The 16,186-nt window shown below is 34.6% G+C and carries 16 protein-coding genes and 2 tRNA genes; 12 read left to right on the forward strand and 6 right to left on the reverse strand.

From position 1 onward, the window contains the following. Nucleotides 1-189 precede the first annotated feature (189 nt). The 12 genes from BC962_RS05080 (at nucleotide 190) to BC962_RS05135 (ending at nucleotide 9,552) form a co-directional block, all read left to right on the forward strand. Nucleotides 190-954, forward strand: coding sequence for a hypothetical protein (locus tag BC962_RS05080; protein WP_147405618.1), 765 nt, complete (start codon nucleotides 190-192; stop codon nucleotides 952-954). A 65-nt stretch (nucleotides 955-1,019) separates the two neighbouring features. Further along, complete coding sequence (locus BC962_RS05085) at nucleotides 1,020-1,784, forward strand: hypothetical protein (protein WP_121344786.1); 765 nt, start codon at nucleotides 1,020-1,022, stop codon at nucleotides 1,782-1,784. A gap of 10 nt (nucleotides 1,785-1,794) precedes the next feature. After that, complete coding sequence (locus tag BC962_RS05090) at nucleotides 1,795-2,244, forward strand: cupin domain-containing protein (protein ID WP_147405620.1); 450 nt, start codon at nucleotides 1,795-1,797, stop codon at nucleotides 2,242-2,244. Nucleotides 2,245-2,473: 229 nt separating this feature from the next. After that, entirely contained in the window at nucleotides 2,474-5,098 is a 2,625-nt protein-coding gene (gene mutS, locus BC962_RS05095; protein WP_121344788.1) for a DNA mismatch repair protein MutS, read from the forward strand. A gap of 111 nt (nucleotides 5,099-5,209) precedes the next feature. Continuing rightward, a tRNA-Gly gene (locus BC962_RS05100) sits at nucleotides 5,210-5,282 on the forward strand. A 36-nt stretch (nucleotides 5,283-5,318) separates the two neighbouring features. After that, nucleotides 5,319-5,404: transfer RNA gene (locus BC962_RS05105), tRNA-Leu, on the forward strand. A gap of 369 nt (nucleotides 5,405-5,773) precedes the next feature. Next, nucleotides 5,774-6,178, forward strand: coding sequence for an OsmC family protein (locus BC962_RS05110; protein ID WP_121344789.1), 405 nt, complete (start codon nucleotides 5,774-5,776; stop codon nucleotides 6,176-6,178). 127 nt (nucleotides 6,179-6,305) lie between these two features. Then, the gene (locus BC962_RS05115; RefSeq protein WP_121344790.1) at nucleotides 6,306-6,734 is read left to right on the forward strand and encodes a DUF1801 domain-containing protein; all 429 of its coding nucleotides are present in this window, start codon (nucleotides 6,306-6,308) and stop codon (nucleotides 6,732-6,734) included. Between the two features lie 237 nt (nucleotides 6,735-6,971). Beyond that, complete coding sequence (locus BC962_RS05120; protein ID WP_121344791.1) at nucleotides 6,972-7,397, forward strand: DoxX family protein; 426 nt, start codon at nucleotides 6,972-6,974, stop codon at nucleotides 7,395-7,397. A 5-nt stretch (nucleotides 7,398-7,402) separates the two neighbouring features. Further along, entirely contained in the window at nucleotides 7,403-7,867 is a 465-nt protein-coding gene (locus BC962_RS05125) for a MarR family winged helix-turn-helix transcriptional regulator (RefSeq protein ID WP_121344792.1), read from the forward strand. A gap of 22 nt (nucleotides 7,868-7,889) precedes the next feature. Further along, a complete protein-coding gene (locus tag BC962_RS05130; protein WP_121344793.1) occupies nucleotides 7,890-8,882 on the forward strand; it encodes an NADP-dependent oxidoreductase in 993 nt (330 codons plus the stop codon). Between the two features lie 37 nt (nucleotides 8,883-8,919). After that, the gene (locus tag BC962_RS05135; RefSeq protein WP_121344794.1) at nucleotides 8,920-9,552 is read left to right on the forward strand and encodes an SDR family oxidoreductase; all 633 of its coding nucleotides are present in this window, start codon (nucleotides 8,920-8,922) and stop codon (nucleotides 9,550-9,552) included. 93 nt (nucleotides 9,553-9,645) lie between these two features. On the opposite strand, the gene BC962_RS05140 is transcribed toward BC962_RS05135, so the two are convergent. The 6 genes from BC962_RS05140 to BC962_RS05165 form a co-directional block, all read right to left on the reverse strand. Continuing rightward, nucleotides 9,646-10,197, reverse strand: coding sequence for a GNAT family N-acetyltransferase (locus tag BC962_RS05140; protein WP_121344795.1), 552 nt, complete (start codon nucleotides 10,195-10,197; stop codon nucleotides 9,646-9,648). A 200-nt stretch (nucleotides 10,198-10,397) separates the two neighbouring features. Further along, nucleotides 10,398-10,643, reverse strand: coding sequence for a hypothetical protein (locus tag BC962_RS05145; protein ID WP_121344796.1), 246 nt, complete (start codon nucleotides 10,641-10,643; stop codon nucleotides 10,398-10,400). 83 nt (nucleotides 10,644-10,726) lie between these two features. After that, entirely contained in the window at nucleotides 10,727-10,981 is a 255-nt protein-coding gene (locus BC962_RS05150; protein ID WP_121344797.1) for a hypothetical protein, read from the reverse strand. Between the two features lie 44 nt (nucleotides 10,982-11,025). Beyond that, a complete protein-coding gene (locus BC962_RS05155; RefSeq protein ID WP_121344798.1) occupies nucleotides 11,026-11,808 on the reverse strand; it encodes a TIGR03915 family putative DNA repair protein in 783 nt (260 codons plus the stop codon). Beyond that, nucleotides 11,808-13,067, reverse strand: a complete 1,260-nt coding sequence (locus tag BC962_RS05160; RefSeq protein WP_121344799.1) for a putative DNA modification/repair radical SAM protein — start codon at nucleotides 13,065-13,067, stop codon at nucleotides 11,808-11,810. Before BC962_RS05160 ends, BC962_RS05155 begins: the two co-directional genes overlap by 1 nt. Before the next feature lie 10 nt (nucleotides 13,068-13,077). Then, nucleotides 13,078-16,149, reverse strand: coding sequence for a DNA polymerase III subunit alpha (locus tag BC962_RS05165; protein ID WP_121344955.1), 3,072 nt, complete (start codon nucleotides 16,147-16,149; stop codon nucleotides 13,078-13,080). Nucleotides 16,150-16,186 lie beyond the last annotated feature (37 nt).

Here is a 16,186-nt window from a genome sequence, read left to right on the forward strand (position 1 = left end):
TAATAACTTACAGCATCTTATATATCTTATATAAGATTTTTTATTCTCCCCTTTATGCTTATAAGTATTACCGTAATATACGGCAATAAGCCCCACATTTTAGTTTTGAATAATTGCATTGATCCTCGAATTTAATATTCGGAGTCGGCATTTTATTATAATTAATTAACCAACTAAAATTCAGAGATTATGAAAACCATTAAACTTTTAGGGCTTTTACTATTTGCTTGTATGTTCACGTTTAATATGCAATCGCAGGAGGAATCAATGTATCAGAGATATCTAATACACATGGATCCCGTAAAACCATCTATGCAAGCTGAATACGAAAAAACAGCAGCTAATTTCGTTAAAATGTGCAAGGAGAATAACTATGCGCACGATTGGATGACCTTAGCTACAGAAGATAATAAATACCATTACATTACTCCTATAAGCAATTTTGCTGAACTGGATGAAAATCCAATGGCTTCGCTTAGGGATAAAGTTGGTGCAGAAGATTTTGACAAGGTGTTTAAAGATTTTGACAAATGTTATGATAAACATACAGACTATGTTTTAACATTAGATAAGGAGCTTAGTTATATGCCTAATGGTATGAAAACCATGATCGAAGGTGAAAATTATAGAGAAAATACCTTGTATTATTTTGCTCCCTCAGATAGTGAAAAAGCAGTTGAGGTTGCAAAAGCCTTTAAGAAATTTTATACAGATAATAATTTGGGCGTGCACTATAGGTTATATAGAAGTGGGTTCGGGACAGATGGCACTTATTTTTTGGTTGCTGCTGCTGCAAAAGATGCTATGGATATGGAACGTAAAAGTGCAGATGTAAGAAAAGCTATGGGTCCTAAAGGGCAAGAGCTTTTTGCGAATCTTAATAAAATCCTTTTAAAAACCGAGACGGTACGTGGATGGATGAGACCAGATCTTTCTTATGTGGCATCCAAATAAAATAAAATTAAAAATCACCTCAGATCTTATTTTAATAGCCTGCACTAACAACTTAAGATATCAATATGAAAAAGATTTTTTACTTGATATTGCTAATACCTTTTTTAGCAATATCTCAAAACGAGACTGAATATATGGTTTTCGAAAATGGATTATTATCCCCAAAGTTGGATAAGATCTCTCAATTCGAATCTGGATTAGCAGCACACAATAAGAAATATCACAAAGAGGGACCATTTGGTGCTAGAGTTTACTGGATAGGTAATGGGCCTAACACTGGTAGATATTTATGGGTAATGGGTCCACTTCCCTGGAGTGCGTTCGATACGAGACCCGAAAAGGAAGGCCATGATGAAGATTGGAATACTAATGTATTACAATATATGATGCCCGAAACAAATCAGACCTATTTCAAATTCGAGGCAGGTTTATCTAATTTTCCTAAGGATTTTACACTAAATAAATTGTTAGTAGATTATTATGATGTAAAACCTTTTCAAAATGGCAAAGCCATGAATTTATTGGGAAAAATTCAAAAGGTGATGAAGGATAAATTTTCAACAGAAGCTTTTGGTATTTATACCAATGAGTTGCCAAATACAAAAGAGGGAGATGACATTGCATTTATTTCTTTTTTCGAAAAATCTGCATGGATGGGCGAAGACTGGAAATTCGCAGATAAGTATAATGAAGTGCATGGTGCAGGTAGTTTTGAAACTTTTCTGAAAGACTGGGAGAATGCTACTCAAGGTAAATACTCTGAAATTTGGCATTTTAGACCAGATCTTAGTGGCTTGACTGGGGAAGTAAAAGTTGCGGAACGACAATAAAAAGAGAGATATGAAATATATATTTATCTTATTAGTAATGCTATCTATTTTGAGTTTTTCCAATGTGAGCGCTCAAGCTCAGGAGCCATCTAAGTCTTTTGTATATAAAACAGGTGATCCAACAAACTGGAAAATTGAACTAGATGCAGTAACAGCTGCGCCAGATAATCATAAAATATTGTTGGAAAATGATAAAGTTCGAGTCTTAGAGGTTGTTCTTAAGCCTGGAGAAAGAGAGCCCATTCATCACCATCGCTGGCCAAGTGTTCTATATATACAGGAAGCTGGAGATTTCATTGATTTTGATATGGATGGGAATGTCGTTTTTGATAGCAGAGATATGAGTGCTCCTATGAAATTTCCTTTTACAATGTGGAAGGAAGCTGAAGCTCCTCACTCTGTAGAAAATATTAGCAAGACCATACCAATTAGATTAATTAGAGTAGAAACAAAGAATTAAGAGATTTTATTTCAATTAATTACACCTTAATAAATTTAGAATTATCCTCTAATATCCGATACTGGTTTTAGGGGATTTTTTATAACTAATACTTTAGCTAATTAAGGCTATCAAATTCTCTATTAAATTAGTTATGACTAATGTGAATAATTTTAAATAAATGCTTCTTTTTAAATTTCTGATAGCTTATAGGATTCAGTATTTTAGCAGGAATTAAAATTTCATTCTTTTGGCAGCTAAAAAACCTAAACAGATCACCCCTTTAATGAAACAATATAACGCCATCAAGGTGAAATACCCTGATGCGTTATTATTATTTAGGATAGGAGATTTTTACGAAACTTTTGGGGAAGATGCTATTAGAACGGCTAGGATCCTGAACATAGTTCTTACTAAAAGAGGTAACGGTAGCGAAACAGAAACGGCCTTGGCAGGATTTCCTCATCATGCGTTAAATACCTATTTACCTAAACTAGTAAAAGCAGGTTTGCGGGTTGCTATTTGCGATCAGTTAGAAGATCCAAAACTCACAAAAACTATTGTGAAGCGAGGTGTAACCGAGTTGGTTACTCCAGGAGTAGCAATGAATGATGAGGTTTTAAGCAGCAAGTCTAATAACTTTTTATGTGCTGTGCATTATGGAAAGAAGTCTATGGGAATTTCTTTTCTGGATGTTTCTACAGGAGAGTTTTTAACAGCTCAAGGTACTGCTGAATATATAGATAAATTGCTTCAGAATTTTGGACCAAGTGAGGTGCTTATTCAGAAAAATTATAAAAAGGAATTCACTAAAACTTTTGGAGATACATTCCACTGTTTTTATCTGGAAGATTGGGTTTTTAAATTGGATTTTGGATACGAATCTCTAAATGAACATTTTAAAACCAAGTCCTTAAAGGGTTTTGGAGTAGATCATTTGGAAGAAGGTATTATTGCTTCAGGAGCTATTTTATATTATTTAAGCGAAACCCAGCATCATAAATTACAGCATATAGCTTCTTTAAATAGAATTGCTGAAGAGGAATATGTTTGGATGGATCGGTTTACCATTCGAAATCTTGAATTATATAATTCTAACGCTCAAAATGCAGTAACTCTTTTAGAGATAATAGATAAAACTATTTCTCCTATGGGAGGGAGAATGATGAAACGCTGGTTGGCGCTTCCGCTTAAAAATGCTGAAAAAATAAAGGCCAGGCATCAGGTGGTGAGTTACTTTATTCAGAATAAAGAAGAATTAGAACAGCTTCAGAAACATATAAAAAGAATTAGTGATCTGGAACGTTTGATCTCTAAAGTGGCTACTGGTAAGATTTGTCCTCGGGAAGTAATTCATCTCAACAATTCGCTAGATGCGATCTTACCAATCAAGAAACTGGCAATGAGCGCTAATGAAGAGTCGTTAAAAGTACTTGGCGATAAATTGCAAAGCTGTGAGGTTTTAAGAGCCAAGATCAATGAAATGTTGCATGAAGAGGCTCCTGTGAATATTGTAAAAGGAAATACTATTGCAAAAGGCTATCATACGGAACTCGATGAACTTAGAAATTTAGCTTTTTCTGGTAAGAGCTATTTAAACGATATGTTGGATCGTGAATGTAAAGCCACTGGGATTACTTCTCTAAAAATAGGAAGCAATAATGTGTATGGTTATTATATTGAAGTTAGAAATAGCCATAAAGATAAAGTGCCTGAGGAATGGACCAGAAAGCAAACTTTGGTTAATGCGGAAAGGTATATAACTGAAGAATTAAAGGAATATGAAGGGAAGATCCTTGGGGCAGAGGAGAAGATCTTGCACCTGGAACAGGAGTTATTTGCAGGTTTGGTAGATTGGTTGAGAGATTATATTAATCCCGTACAGCAAAATGCACGATTAATTGGTGAATTAGACTGCTTATCTTCTTTTGCACAACAAGCTGTTTTAGAGAATTATAACAAGCCGGAAATAGATGATTCTACCGAATTGGAGATCAAGAGCGGAAGGCATCCCGTTATAGAAAAGCAATTGCCTCATGGAGAACAGTATATTACCAATGATGTTTTTTTAGACAGAGAAACTCAGCAGGTAATTATGATCACCGGGCCTAACATGAGTGGTAAGTCGGCTATATTAAGACAAACAGCACTTATTGTACTTCTGGCTCAAATGGGAAGTTTTGTACCTGCAGAGAGCGCAAGGATAGGTTTGGTAGATAAGATCTTTACCAGAGTAGGAGCGAGCGATAATATCTCCATGGGAGAATCTACTTTTATGGTAGAAATGAATGAAACGGCTAGTATACTAAATAATCTATCTGAGCGTAGTTTGGTACTTTTAGATGAGATAGGAAGGGGAACTAGTACTTACGATGGGATTTCTATAGCTTGGGCCATTACCGAGTATCTACATGAGCATCCTACGCATGCAAAAACACTTTTCGCAACTCATTATCATGAACTGAATGAAATGGGCGATACTTTTAGTAGGATAAAGAATTATAATGTTTCTGTAAAAGAATTAAAGGATACCGTGTTATTTCTCAGGAAATTGGTTCCGGGAGGAAGTGCCCATAGTTTTGGGATACATGTTGCTAAGATGGCGGGAATGCCACAACAGGTTATAAGCAGAGCTAATAAGATCCTTAAAAAGCTGGAAAAATCTCATAAAATGGAAGAATCTGGAGAAATTTTAAAAAATTCTGCGGAACAAGAAATGCAGTTGAGCTTTTTTAATTTGGACGATCCATTGCTGCAAGAATTAAAACAAGAGTTGTTGCATATTGATATTGATACACTTACGCCTATTGAAGCCCTGATGAAATTAAATGAAATAAAGAGAATGCTTTCAGGGAAACAAAAAGCTCAAATTTAAAGGTGATAATTTTGTAGAAAATCCTTTGGTATTATAAGAATTGTTTTAAATTTGCAACCGCAATAAGGAATTATTGCTCTTCGGGAAACCGAAAAAACGTTCAGACAAATTGCGAAAATAGCTCAGCTGGTAGAGCGCCACCTTGCCAAGGTGGAGGTCGCGGGTTCGAATCCCGTTTTTCGCTCTGACAGGCGAAAAATCGCACTTTATTAAAATCCACGCTCGGATGGTGGAATTGGTAGACACGTTGGACTTAAAATCCAATGATCAGCAACGGTCGTGCGGGTTCAAGTCCCGCTCCGAGTACAAAAACCCCTTTTTAAGGGGTTTTTTTGTTTCTAATACTTTTTTTTATGTGAAAAAAGTAAAGGTTTTTCTTTAAAAATCTATTTTCATTGGCTTCAATCCCATTGCTACTGGGACCGCTCCAAATACTAGAATCCTCTTTAGATTTAAGATTTAGATTTAATCCACTTTTAATTTTCTCGGCTTTTTTAAATGCTTTTTCATATTCCTTTGTTTTTGTATTAACTTGTTATATGATCAGGGGATAGTGATTAAAATTAATATTGATTTTAAATCAAAAATATTCCACCCTCTAAGTGCTTAGTATTTAATTTCAGAATAATTCTTCTGTTTAGCTATAGCCTGAAGTAAATTAAATAATATAAAGTCATGAAGTATTTCTGTAATGCAAGCTCAATTTCAAAAAAGAACGCTTCTCTAAAGATCAAAACATCCGAAATTAATTTTGGAACAACACCGGAAACTGCAGATACATTACCAAATCCAGCCGAATTGTTTTTAGGATCTTTTTCAGCATGTATTTTAAAAAATGTGGAACGCTTTTCTGGCTTAATGCATTTTGAATATTCAAAGGCAGAAATAATGGTTAAGGCTACCCGCCTAGAAAAACCTCCAAGGATGGACGAGATTAACTATGAATTAATGATTTATAGTAGTGACGACAATTTAAATATTGATTTACTACAAAAGAACATCGAAAAATTCGGGACTATATTTAATACAGTTAAGAGTAGCTGTACTGTTTCTGGACAGATCAAACAGATAATGGAGTAAATTGGTAAATAGCTGAATTTGTATTTGCTGACATTAATAGTTTTCTTTTAAAAAAGTGGTGAATTAATCTAGGATAAAAAATTAATTAAACTTTCATTTATTCTTAAAGCTAAAATTTTTAAAACTGATGAAAGATTTACATGTAAAATCAAGCCCGGAAGTCATGTCTGTTTTTCGTGAATATCCAAACTCGGTTCGTCCACAAATGTTAGCTCTTCGGAAGATGATCCTTGAAACCGCTGAAGGAATAGATGAAATAACTGAGATAGAAGAAACCCTAAAATGGAGTGAGCCAAGTTATATAACAAAATTTGGAAGTACCCTTAGAATAGATTGGAAACAGAAATCTCCAAATCAATATGCAATGTATTTCCAGTGTTCTACCCGATTGGTAGATACTTTCAAAATTATATTCAGATCTACTTTTCAATATGAGGGAAAAAGGGCGATTATCTTTCAAATACCTTATGAAATTCCTGAACACGAATTAAAATATTGCATTAAGGCCGCGTTGCTGTATCATAAAGTTAAGCACTTACCAACATTAGGGATTTGAGATAAAAGCGCTAGTAGGTCGATAAATATTTAATTATTAGAACGCATTTATTTATTCGCTATAAGAACATGATCTTGGTTTTCTGAAATCGTTCTGTTTGATCTTGCTCAAATAGGATATGATTGGTTTTTTCTATAGGCTATAAGTTAACTCTACCTTAATTAAATATAAGAACACATCAATTTCCTTATATTTGCATCGTGCACGATATAATTGTTCGTGATAAATTGATATAAAATGAGAGATGTAGTTAAAACCAGTATTACTCAAAATGTTTTTAGAATTCTGTTAGCAGTATTTATGATCTATGCAGGTTTCAGTCATCTTAGCTTTAATAGAATAGATTTTCAGGCACAGGTGCCAGATTGGGTGCCTATGAGCAAGGATTTAGTTGTGATCCTTTCAGGGATAGTGGAAATGGTCTTAGGTCTTGCCTTATTATTCTGGAAAGATCAACGTGTGAAAGTGGGATGGGGATTAGCTATATTTTTTATTCTAATATTTCCAGGTAATATTTCGCAGTATTTGGATGGAAAAGATGCTTTTGGAGCCTTAAATTCAGATAGAGCAAGACTCATCAGGCTTTTCTTCCAGCCGGTTCTAATCGCTTGGGTGCTATGGTCTACTGGCGCTTGGGAAGCTTGGAGAAATTCTAAAAAGTAAGAACTATGAAAGAGGAGGAACAATTAAAATTAGGGAACCAGATTTGTTTTCCAATATATTCGGTTTCTCGGTTAATTACCAAGGCCTATAAACCATATTTGGAGAAAATGGGGCTTACTTATCCACAATATTTGGTGCTTCTGGTTTTATGGGAGCATGGCAAATCATCTATAAATCAAATAGGGGAAAGACTACTTTTAAATACTAACACCCTTTCTCCCCTTATTAAACGGATGGAGAAAATGGATCTTTTAGAGCGCAAAAGATCTGTGCAGGACGAGCGTAGTGTTTTAATAGAATTAACTAAAAAAGGATTATCTTATAAAGCCGAGGCAGCTCCGGTCCCACAAAAACTTCTGAAATCGTTGCTTTCCGAAGAAGTGGAACTTACAGATGTTATGCTATTAAAGGATACTCTAGATAAATGGATAGCGATCTTGTCTGAAAAATCAGAAAATAGATCAGAATAATTAAAATTAAAAAAGAATTGATATGAAAGCATTACAAATAACAAAATACGGAGAGATCAAAGAGAGTCTAGCCATTCAAGAAATAGACAAACCAACATTTAGCGAGAAGGATATTTTAATAGCAGTGAAAGCAGCATCTATAAATCCTATCGATTATAAATTGGTGGAAGGTAAATTAAATGATATGGTGCCATTAAAATTACCTGCTACAATAGGATATGATGTTAGTGGTGTGGTAGTAGAAAAAGGGGCAAAAGTCAGCAATTTTGAAATTGGAGATGAGGTTTATGCTAGAGTGCCACAGGAACAAATGGGTAGTGTAGCAGAGTTTGTAGCAGTTAAGAGCGAGCTAGTGGCATTAAAACCTGAAAATATAACTTTTGAACAAGCTTCTGGATTGCCATTAACAGGATTAACAGCAATGCAAGCCTTGGAAAGAGTTGGTATTAAAAAAAACGACAGAATTCTAATTCATGCTGGTTCTGGTGGGGTAGGTAGTTTTGCAATTCAATATGCAAAAGCAAAAGGCGCGATTGTATATACAACCACTAGTACTAAAAATGTAGACTGGGTTAAAGCATTGGGTGCAGATCGTGTAATTGATTATAAAACAGAAGATTATAAGGAAGTCGCTAATAATTTAGATATAGTTTTCGACACTTTAGGAAACGATTATACTTTCGATGCTTTTGGAATTATAAAAGAGGGAGGAAGGGTAACTTCTATCGTTGGTCCCCCAGACGAAGAGACAGCTAAACAAATGGGAATAAAAGATTATAAGTTACCAGAAAAATTATCAAAACTAATCGAAGAAAAATCTGCTGTTTATAAACTAACCTGGATGCAACCAAATGCGGAGCAATTGAATGAGATCAAAGCTATGGTTGAAGATGGAGCTATTAAACCAATTGTAGATCTAATTTATTCTTTTGAAGACGGAATAGATGCCTATGAATATCTGGCTGAAGGAAAAGCCAAAGGAAAAGTAATAATAAGTATGGCTGATCTATTTTAAGACAGCCGACATAATTTATAATAACAAAAAAATGATCATGAAAAAAGAAAGAAATGTATTAGTTGCCGGTGCAAACGGGACTACAGGAAGAATCATTATAGATTTATTAAAAGAATCTACCAACTATAACCCTATAGCTATGGTTAGAAAACAGGAGCAAAAAGATCTTTTCGAAAAAGAAAATGTAGCAACTATAATGGCAGATTTGGAAGAAGATCTGAGCCATGCTGTAAAGAATGCCGACAAAGTGATTTTTGCCGCAGGATCTAAAGGCAAAAATGTAATAGGAGTAGATCAAGAGGGAGCGAAAAAGCTTACAGATGCTGCTAAAAATGCTGGAGCCGGTAAATTTGTAATGTTAAGTTCTATGGGAGCAGATAATCCATCTGTGAGTGAGGAACTTAAAGATTATTTACAGGCAAAACAAAATGCCGATGATTATCTAAAAGCCAGCGGGTTAAATTATAGTATAGTTAGACCTGGTTCTTTGACAGATGAAGCTGGTACAGGTAAAATTCAGTTAGAGCCAAAGCTGGGAAAACAAGGTAATATCTCCCGTGCAGATGTAGCTAAAACTTTAGTTGAAGTTTTGGACGACGAGGTAAAGAAAAATCAAGTATTTGAAATTCTTACCGGAGAGACTGCAATTGCAACAGCAGTTCGTTCTTAAGCAATAATTATTTATGATTTAAGCTTCTATAAGAATTTTAATTCATGTATTAAAAGCTCACTATTTCTTACAGAGGTGGTGGGCTTTTTAAATTTAATCTATCGTAAGGATATAATCTTCCCGAAGCATACCATATTCATAGCAATCTGACCATCCCGATTTTAATGGTAAATGTTGCCTTTTAAGACCTTCTCTTTTCATCCCTGCTTTCTCTAAAACCTTAATAGAACCAATGTTTTCTGAAGCACATCCGGCTTCGATCCTATGCAGTTTTAATTTCTGAAATCCGAGAGATATCATCTCTTTTAGTGCCTCTGTTGCAAAACCTTGATTCCAGAATTCTGGAAGGAATTTATACCAGATTTCTCCAATTTCATATTTCTTGTTGCCTAAATTCAAGGCGATCAATCCTATATTTTGATCATTCCACTTAATGCAAAAAGTAAATTTTCTGGTTTCTTCATTCTCATTTTCTAGAACCATCTCTTTCATAATTACTTCAGTGGCTTCCATACTTGCAGGAATCCCAAGGGTATTATAATAATCTACTTCCAGGTTGGAGTGTAAAGCATGTACAAATTGAATCTCTTCTTGACTTAAAGGAATTAAGGATAATCGTTTAGTAGATAATTTATATAAATTCATAAGTAAAGCTAGTTTTTCTCACTGTAGAAAATTAAGGTTTATTCTAAAAATTGCAGGAGATAAAGCCTAAAATTGATGACTTAGAAGAACATTTTCCTTAAATATTAAATTCAAGTTATTTATATGATAGAATATTTAGGATAAGTAATAAATAAAAAAAACCGCTCAAAGGCGGTTTGTGATAATTTTGGGTAGAGATCTTAATTTAGATCATCTGCAGCTTCTTCGCCATTTACATCATCTGTATCGTGAACTTCTTCATCAATTTCCTTTACAACCTTGTCTGCACCGGCTTCAATTTTCTCTCCTGCTTTTTTAGCATTTGTCTCTATGTCTTCACCAATAGACTCTAAAGCATCTTGAGTTTTTTCTTGAGTTGTTTCTCGACAAGAGTAAATAGAGCTAGCAAAAGTTGCAGCAAATAAGAATAAAAATAATTTTTTCATAAGATTAAAATTTAATTAGTTAAACCAAAAAAAGCCATCTCAATAAGATTAAGATGGCTTTAGAAAATTATGAATGCAAAAGACTACATATCGTCGTCACCATTTACATCATCAGTTCCGTTAACTTCTTCTTTCATTTCAGTTTCAGCATTGTCAGCAGCAGCTTCAATGTCATTTCCTACTTCATCCATGTCATCAGCAACATCATCTGCAGCATCTTCCATGTCGTCAGCAGCGTCTTCCATCGCGTCTTCTGTTTTTTCTTCTGTTGTTTCTCTACAAGAATAGATTGATAAAGAGAATACAGCAGCTAATAATAATAAAGATAATTTTTTCATCGTAAAAATGTTTAATTAGTTGAGCAGCAAATTTAAACTAATTTTTAATTTTGCCAAGTACTCTTTTCAGTTAAATATTTCCAATATCTTTTAGGTACATGTTGCAGGTGTAATTTCATGTTCTTTCTGGATTTTATATTAGTGCTCTCAAAATATTCTTGCCACAATTTCTGAAATTCTATTTCTGAAGTGCTGTAAATACTGGTGTTAGAGGAATTTAAATGCTCGGTAGATTTAAAATTAATATTTATATAACTGCATTCCTGAAGGTTATAAAACAAACCAAAATTTCTTTTCAAATCATAAATTATCCACTTTTGATCGGCATATCGGGTTTCAAAATGTTTTAAAATCACAGGTAAAACGTTAAAATCTGGTTCTATAGTAGCATAAAAAATGTCATCTTTGGTTAACTGAAATCTTACAAAAGCTTCCATTCGGTGTTTTTCTCTACTCACCTTTTTTGAGATCTGATTGATCTTTAAAATAATAGGATTCCCAAAGTCTTTACTGCTAAATTTTTCCTCTTTAAAAGCTAATTTTATGTATTGAAATAGTAGTAACTCTATACCTTCTAATTCACTTAAAAACGCAAAATATATGTGCCTGTAACTTTCACTAGGAATTTTTCTTTTTAAACCAGAGATCACCCTTTGCGCTTTTTCTAGGTCTGTGGTTATATTCATTGACTTTGCAAACATGTTCCCCTGTGAAGTAGCTTCAGTAAAAATACCATTCACATTTAATTTTTCTTCAAAAGCAGAAAAAACACAGGTAAGAAAGCCTTCATAGCTGCCATCATAAAATAATTGTGTGCCTGTTTTCATTAATTAAAAAGACTTAATTGTGAGCTATAATCTTTTCTGAACTTACTAGTGGAGTTTTGAAGGATCAAACCTTTAATTTGGATGCTGGACAAATCTCGTTTTTCAAAACTATTAGAATCGCAGGTTATAAAGTAGCGTGCTCTGTTATATGCAATTCCAATTTTTTTAAGATGCTCCCAATTCAGTTTTCTATATTTTCTTGCCTCAATTATTTTGTGAACAGATTTTAATCCGATTCCTGGTACTCTTGCAATGAGCAACTTATCGGCCCTGTTAATATCTAAAGGGAATATTTCTCTATTTCTTAAGGCCCAACTCAATTTAGGATCTATGTCTAGATCTAAGTTCTGATTTTCATTATTTAATAGTTCCCTAATGTCAAATCCATAAAATCTTAATAACCAATCTGTTTGATACAGTCTATTTTCGCGCAGCAAGGGCACTGGGCTTCCTAGTGCCGGTAGTCTGGAATCATTAGCTACTGGAATATATCCAGAATAATAGACTCTTTTCATCTTGTATTTTTTATAATAATAGGCGGCAGAGTACATTACATCTCTATCGCTTTCTCCAGTAGCGCCAACGATCATTTGGGTGCTCTGGCCGGCGGGAGCATATTTAGGCGTGCTTTTTATTATCTTCTTTTCACTTTGGTAGATCTGAATGCTGTTTTTTACAGCTTCCATTGGTTTTATAAAGTCTTCATGCTTTTTATCTGGAGCCAATAGTTTTAATCCTGAAACTGTTGGAATTTCAATGTTCACAGAAAGTCTATCTGCGTACAATCCTGCTTCCTGCATAAGTTCATCACTTGCGCCAGGGATAGATTTTAAATGAATATATCCGTTAAAATTCTCTTCCAATCTTAGTTTTTTAGCTACTTGCACCAATCTTTCCATGGTAGTATCTGGGCTATTAAATATCCCAGAACTAAGAAATAAACCTTCAATGTAATTTCTGCGGTAAAAATTCATTGTGAGATCTACTACTTCCTGAACTTTAAATGCCGCTCGCTTTATATCATTGCTTTTCCTGGTTACACAATAAGCACAATCAAAAATGCAATGGTTCGTAAGTAGGATCTTTAATAAGGATACGCAACGCCCATCTTCTGTATAACTATGGCAAATCCCTACTCCATCACTATTCCCTAAACCTCCCTTATTGGCGCGTTTGCTCCCGCTGCTAGAACATGAAATATCATATTTAGCGGCGTCTGCCAGTATATTTAATTTTTCCTTAATTCTTTCAAAAGACATAGTTGTTCTTTTAGATTGTTGTTTGATTCCTTACTAGAGGTTTAAATCCCTGAGGTTCTTGGTGTTCTTTTTTCTCTTCCAGACTTTTCATTTTCTCTATTCGGTGTCCGGTAGCTAGATTTCCTTCAGAAAATCGCGGATCTGTGATGTAAGCCTCTTTTTTCATTTTGTTTACTTCGATACTTAAAAAGTCGAATTCTTCAGTGACTTTTCCTAAGAGCGCATAAACTCCACTGCCTCTAAAGGAATATTTTTCAGCAATAGGAGGGAAGAGAATGGTATCGAAAAAATTACCTTCCTGATCTATAAAAGTGCCGAAATTCATAGGTTTTCCTTTTGCCGTTTTTGTATTTTTCACGGTAACCAGATATCCATAGATTAAAATCTCTTTATTTAGAAATCTGCCCAGATCTTTTTGACCATAACTGGTTTGAGGCGGCTCCAGAAGCAGATTAAAATGACTACATAAAGGAAATCCAAGAAGTTCTATTTGCTCAAAAGCCTCTTCTAATAGAGTAGTGTGTAATTCTGGTAGTGTGAATTTTTTGTGCTTCGGAGTGAAAAGCGGAATTTGTTGTGGTTTTTTGGGTTTCTTATTTAGTTTGAAATGAGCCTCCCATAAAAGCTGATACTTGTCTATGCCTGTAAATCTAAAAGCATTGATCCTAATAAGAATGCTTAATTGCTCTATACTTACCGCAACTCGATCTATAAAATTCTCTAAGGATTCAAACTTTCCATTAAAATTTCTATTCTCAAGAATGCGTTGTGCTACTCGCGATTCCAATTCTTTTAAATTTCCGAAGCCCAGATAAATTGTTGTTCCTTTTATAGTGTTGTGGTAATCCCCTTCGTTAATACAGGGAGGAACAACAGTAGCTCCATTCATATTGGCCTCATGTACGTACATTTCTATAGAATAAAAACCACCACCATTATTAAGAGTTGCCACCATATATTCTAATGGGAAATAGGCTTTTAAAAATAAACTCTGATAACTTTCTACTGCATAGCTGGCAGAATGCCCTTTTGCAAAGGCGTATCCTGCAAAACTTTTAATTTGATCCCAAACCTCAGAAATGGTCTTTTCTTCGATCCCTTTCTCACGACAGTTGGAGAGAAATTTATCTTCTACCCGTTGAAATTCTTCCCGGGAGCGATATTTTCCACTCATTCCGCGCCGTAAAACATCTGCCTCGGCAAGGCTAAGGCCCGCAAAAAAATGAGCAACTTTAATTACATCTTCTTGATATACCATAATACCATACGTATCGGGCATTATTTTGGCAAGTTCTGGATGCGCATTGTCTCGTCTTTCCGGATATCTATGACGAAGAATATATTCCCGCATCATTCCGCTTTTTGCCACGCCCGGGCGAATAATAGAGCTAGCTGCAACCAAACCTAGATAAGTGTCTGTTTGTAATTTTTTAAGTAACATGCGCATCGCGGGAGATTCCACATAAAAGCAGCCTATGCAAGAGGCTTCTTTTATAAGATTATTTATCTTGGGATCTTCTTTAAAAGCTGCTACATCGTGAATATCAAACGCAGCTGCTTCCGGTTGATTTTCAGCAATAATATCTAGAGAATCCCGAATTTTTCCTAATCCGCGTTGGGCTAGAATATCAAATTTATAAAGGCCTACATCTTCAGAGATCACCATATCAAACTGCACACAAGGAAACCCTTTAGGCGGAAGATCTAAAGCAGAGAATGCTGTAAGTGGTTTATTAGAAATAAGAATTCCGCCTGCATGAATACTTCTATAATTAGGCATTCCTTGAATGAGCTCTCCATATTTAAGAACCAGTTTATGGATCTCATCTTGTTCGTTATTCGGGAAATGTCCTTTGCAAAGTTTATCTATATCTTCTTTTGGAAGCCCGAATACTTTTCCTAATTCTCTAATCACAGCTCTAAACTGGAAGGTATTATAAGTGGCGAGTAAGGCCGTATGTGGAAATTCTTCAAAAATAAATCGAGTGACATCCTCCCGATCGTTCCATGAAAAATCTATATCGAAATCTGGCGGACTGGTTCTAAATTCATTAATAAAACGCTCAAAATAAAGATCTAATTCTACAGGATCTACCTCTGTGATCTGCAGTAAATAAGCCACAATGCTATTAGCACCGCTTCCTCTCCCTACATAGAAATAGCCCTTTTCACGAGCATATTGGCAAATGCGCCAGTTAATAAGAAAATAGGAGATAAAGTTCATTTTTTTAATGACCTTTAATTCTGTGACCATTCTTTTAATAACTTCCTCTTTAGCTTCTGGATAGCGAAGAAGAAGTCCTTTTTCGCAAAGTTCTTTTAGGAATTTTTCATCTTTAGAAGCACTTTCTTCAAAAACCTGTTGATTCTGGGGGATCCTGTTTTCAGAAAAATCGAAATGTATGTGACAGGCTGCTAGTAGCTCTTCGGTATTATTAAGAATAAAAGGAAACTCCTCATAATGCTCTTTTAGCCTCTCAAGAGGGATCATTTGTTCCTCTTTTCCTGCTTGTTCTTCTGGAGAGAGTTTACTTAGAAGGCAATTAGTGTCTATGGCGCGCAATAATCTATGCGCATTAAAATCTCGTTTGTTGCGAAAGCTTACAGGTTGCAATACTACCAACTTGGTAGTGAGTTCCTTTAGTTTTGAAAACTTCAATTTTCGCAACTCGGCAATACTTATCCCTATAAATTCATTATCGTTAAATTCACTTATTTCTGAAGCGAGTATTTTCTCAAAAGGATAAATAATAAAAGCATTTTTAAAGAAAGGTGCTTTTTCAGGGATCGTTATTTTTTGCTGAAGATGTTTAGAAAGGAAATCATTTAATTCTTGAAAGCCTTCATTATTCTTTGCAATTCCTACAAATTGTTGCTGTACTCCGTTTCTAAAATCTATTCCCAGAATAGGAGTAATGTTATATTCTTTGGCAATTCGCACAAAATTTAGAGAGACAGAGGTGTTATTAATATCTGTAAGCACTAAGGTCTTCACATTATTTTTTTGAGCCAGTTCCAGTAATTCTATTTCTGAAAATGTCCCAAATCGCATGCTATAATATGTGTGGTTATTTAAATACAATTTTGAACTCTTATGTTTACAGTGATTTAAACTTTTA

Source organism: Gillisia mitskevichiae (assembly GCF_003634585.1).
Taxonomy (GTDB): domain Bacteria; phylum Bacteroidota; class Bacteroidia; order Flavobacteriales; family Flavobacteriaceae; genus Gillisia; species Gillisia mitskevichiae.

Excerpts from the sequence above, each read along its gene's own strand:
- BC962_RS05080 (WP_147405618.1), top strand. The coding sequence starts at position 190 with ATGAAAACCATTAAACTTTTAGGGCTTTTACTATTTGCTTGTATGTTC.
- BC962_RS05085 (WP_121344786.1), top strand. The coding sequence starts at position 1,020 with ATGAAAAAGATTTTTTACTTGATATTGCTAATACCTTTTTTAGCAATA.
- BC962_RS05090 (WP_147405620.1), top strand. The coding sequence starts at position 1,795 with ATGAAATATATATTTATCTTATTAGTAATGCTATCTATTTTGAGTTTT.
- BC962_RS05110 (WP_121344789.1), top strand. The coding sequence starts at position 5,774 with ATGAAGTATTTCTGTAATGCAAGCTCAATTTCAAAAAAGAACGCTTCT.
- BC962_RS05115 (WP_121344790.1), top strand. The coding sequence starts at position 6,306 with ATGAAAGATTTACATGTAAAATCAAGCCCGGAAGTCATGTCTGTTTTT.
- BC962_RS05120 (WP_121344791.1), top strand. The coding sequence starts at position 6,972 with ATGAGAGATGTAGTTAAAACCAGTATTACTCAAAATGTTTTTAGAATT.
- BC962_RS05125 (WP_121344792.1), top strand. The coding sequence starts at position 7,403 with ATGAAAGAGGAGGAACAATTAAAATTAGGGAACCAGATTTGTTTTCCA.
- BC962_RS05130 (WP_121344793.1), top strand. The coding sequence starts at position 7,890 with ATGAAAGCATTACAAATAACAAAATACGGAGAGATCAAAGAGAGTCTA.
- BC962_RS05135 (WP_121344794.1), top strand. The coding sequence starts at position 8,920 with ATGAAAAAAGAAAGAAATGTATTAGTTGCCGGTGCAAACGGGACTACA.
- BC962_RS05140 (WP_121344795.1), bottom strand. The coding sequence starts at position 10,197 with ATGAATTTATATAAATTATCTACTAAACGATTATCCTTAATTCCTTTA.
- BC962_RS05145 (WP_121344796.1), bottom strand. The coding sequence starts at position 10,643 with ATGAAAAAATTATTTTTATTCTTATTTGCTGCAACTTTTGCTAGCTCT.
- BC962_RS05150 (WP_121344797.1), bottom strand. The coding sequence starts at position 10,981 with ATGAAAAAATTATCTTTATTATTATTAGCTGCTGTATTCTCTTTATCA.
- BC962_RS05155 (WP_121344798.1), bottom strand. The coding sequence starts at position 11,808 with ATGAAAACAGGCACACAATTATTTTATGATGGCAGCTATGAAGGCTTT.
- BC962_RS05160 (WP_121344799.1), bottom strand. The coding sequence starts at position 13,067 with ATGTCTTTTGAAAGAATTAAGGAAAAATTAAATATACTGGCAGACGCC.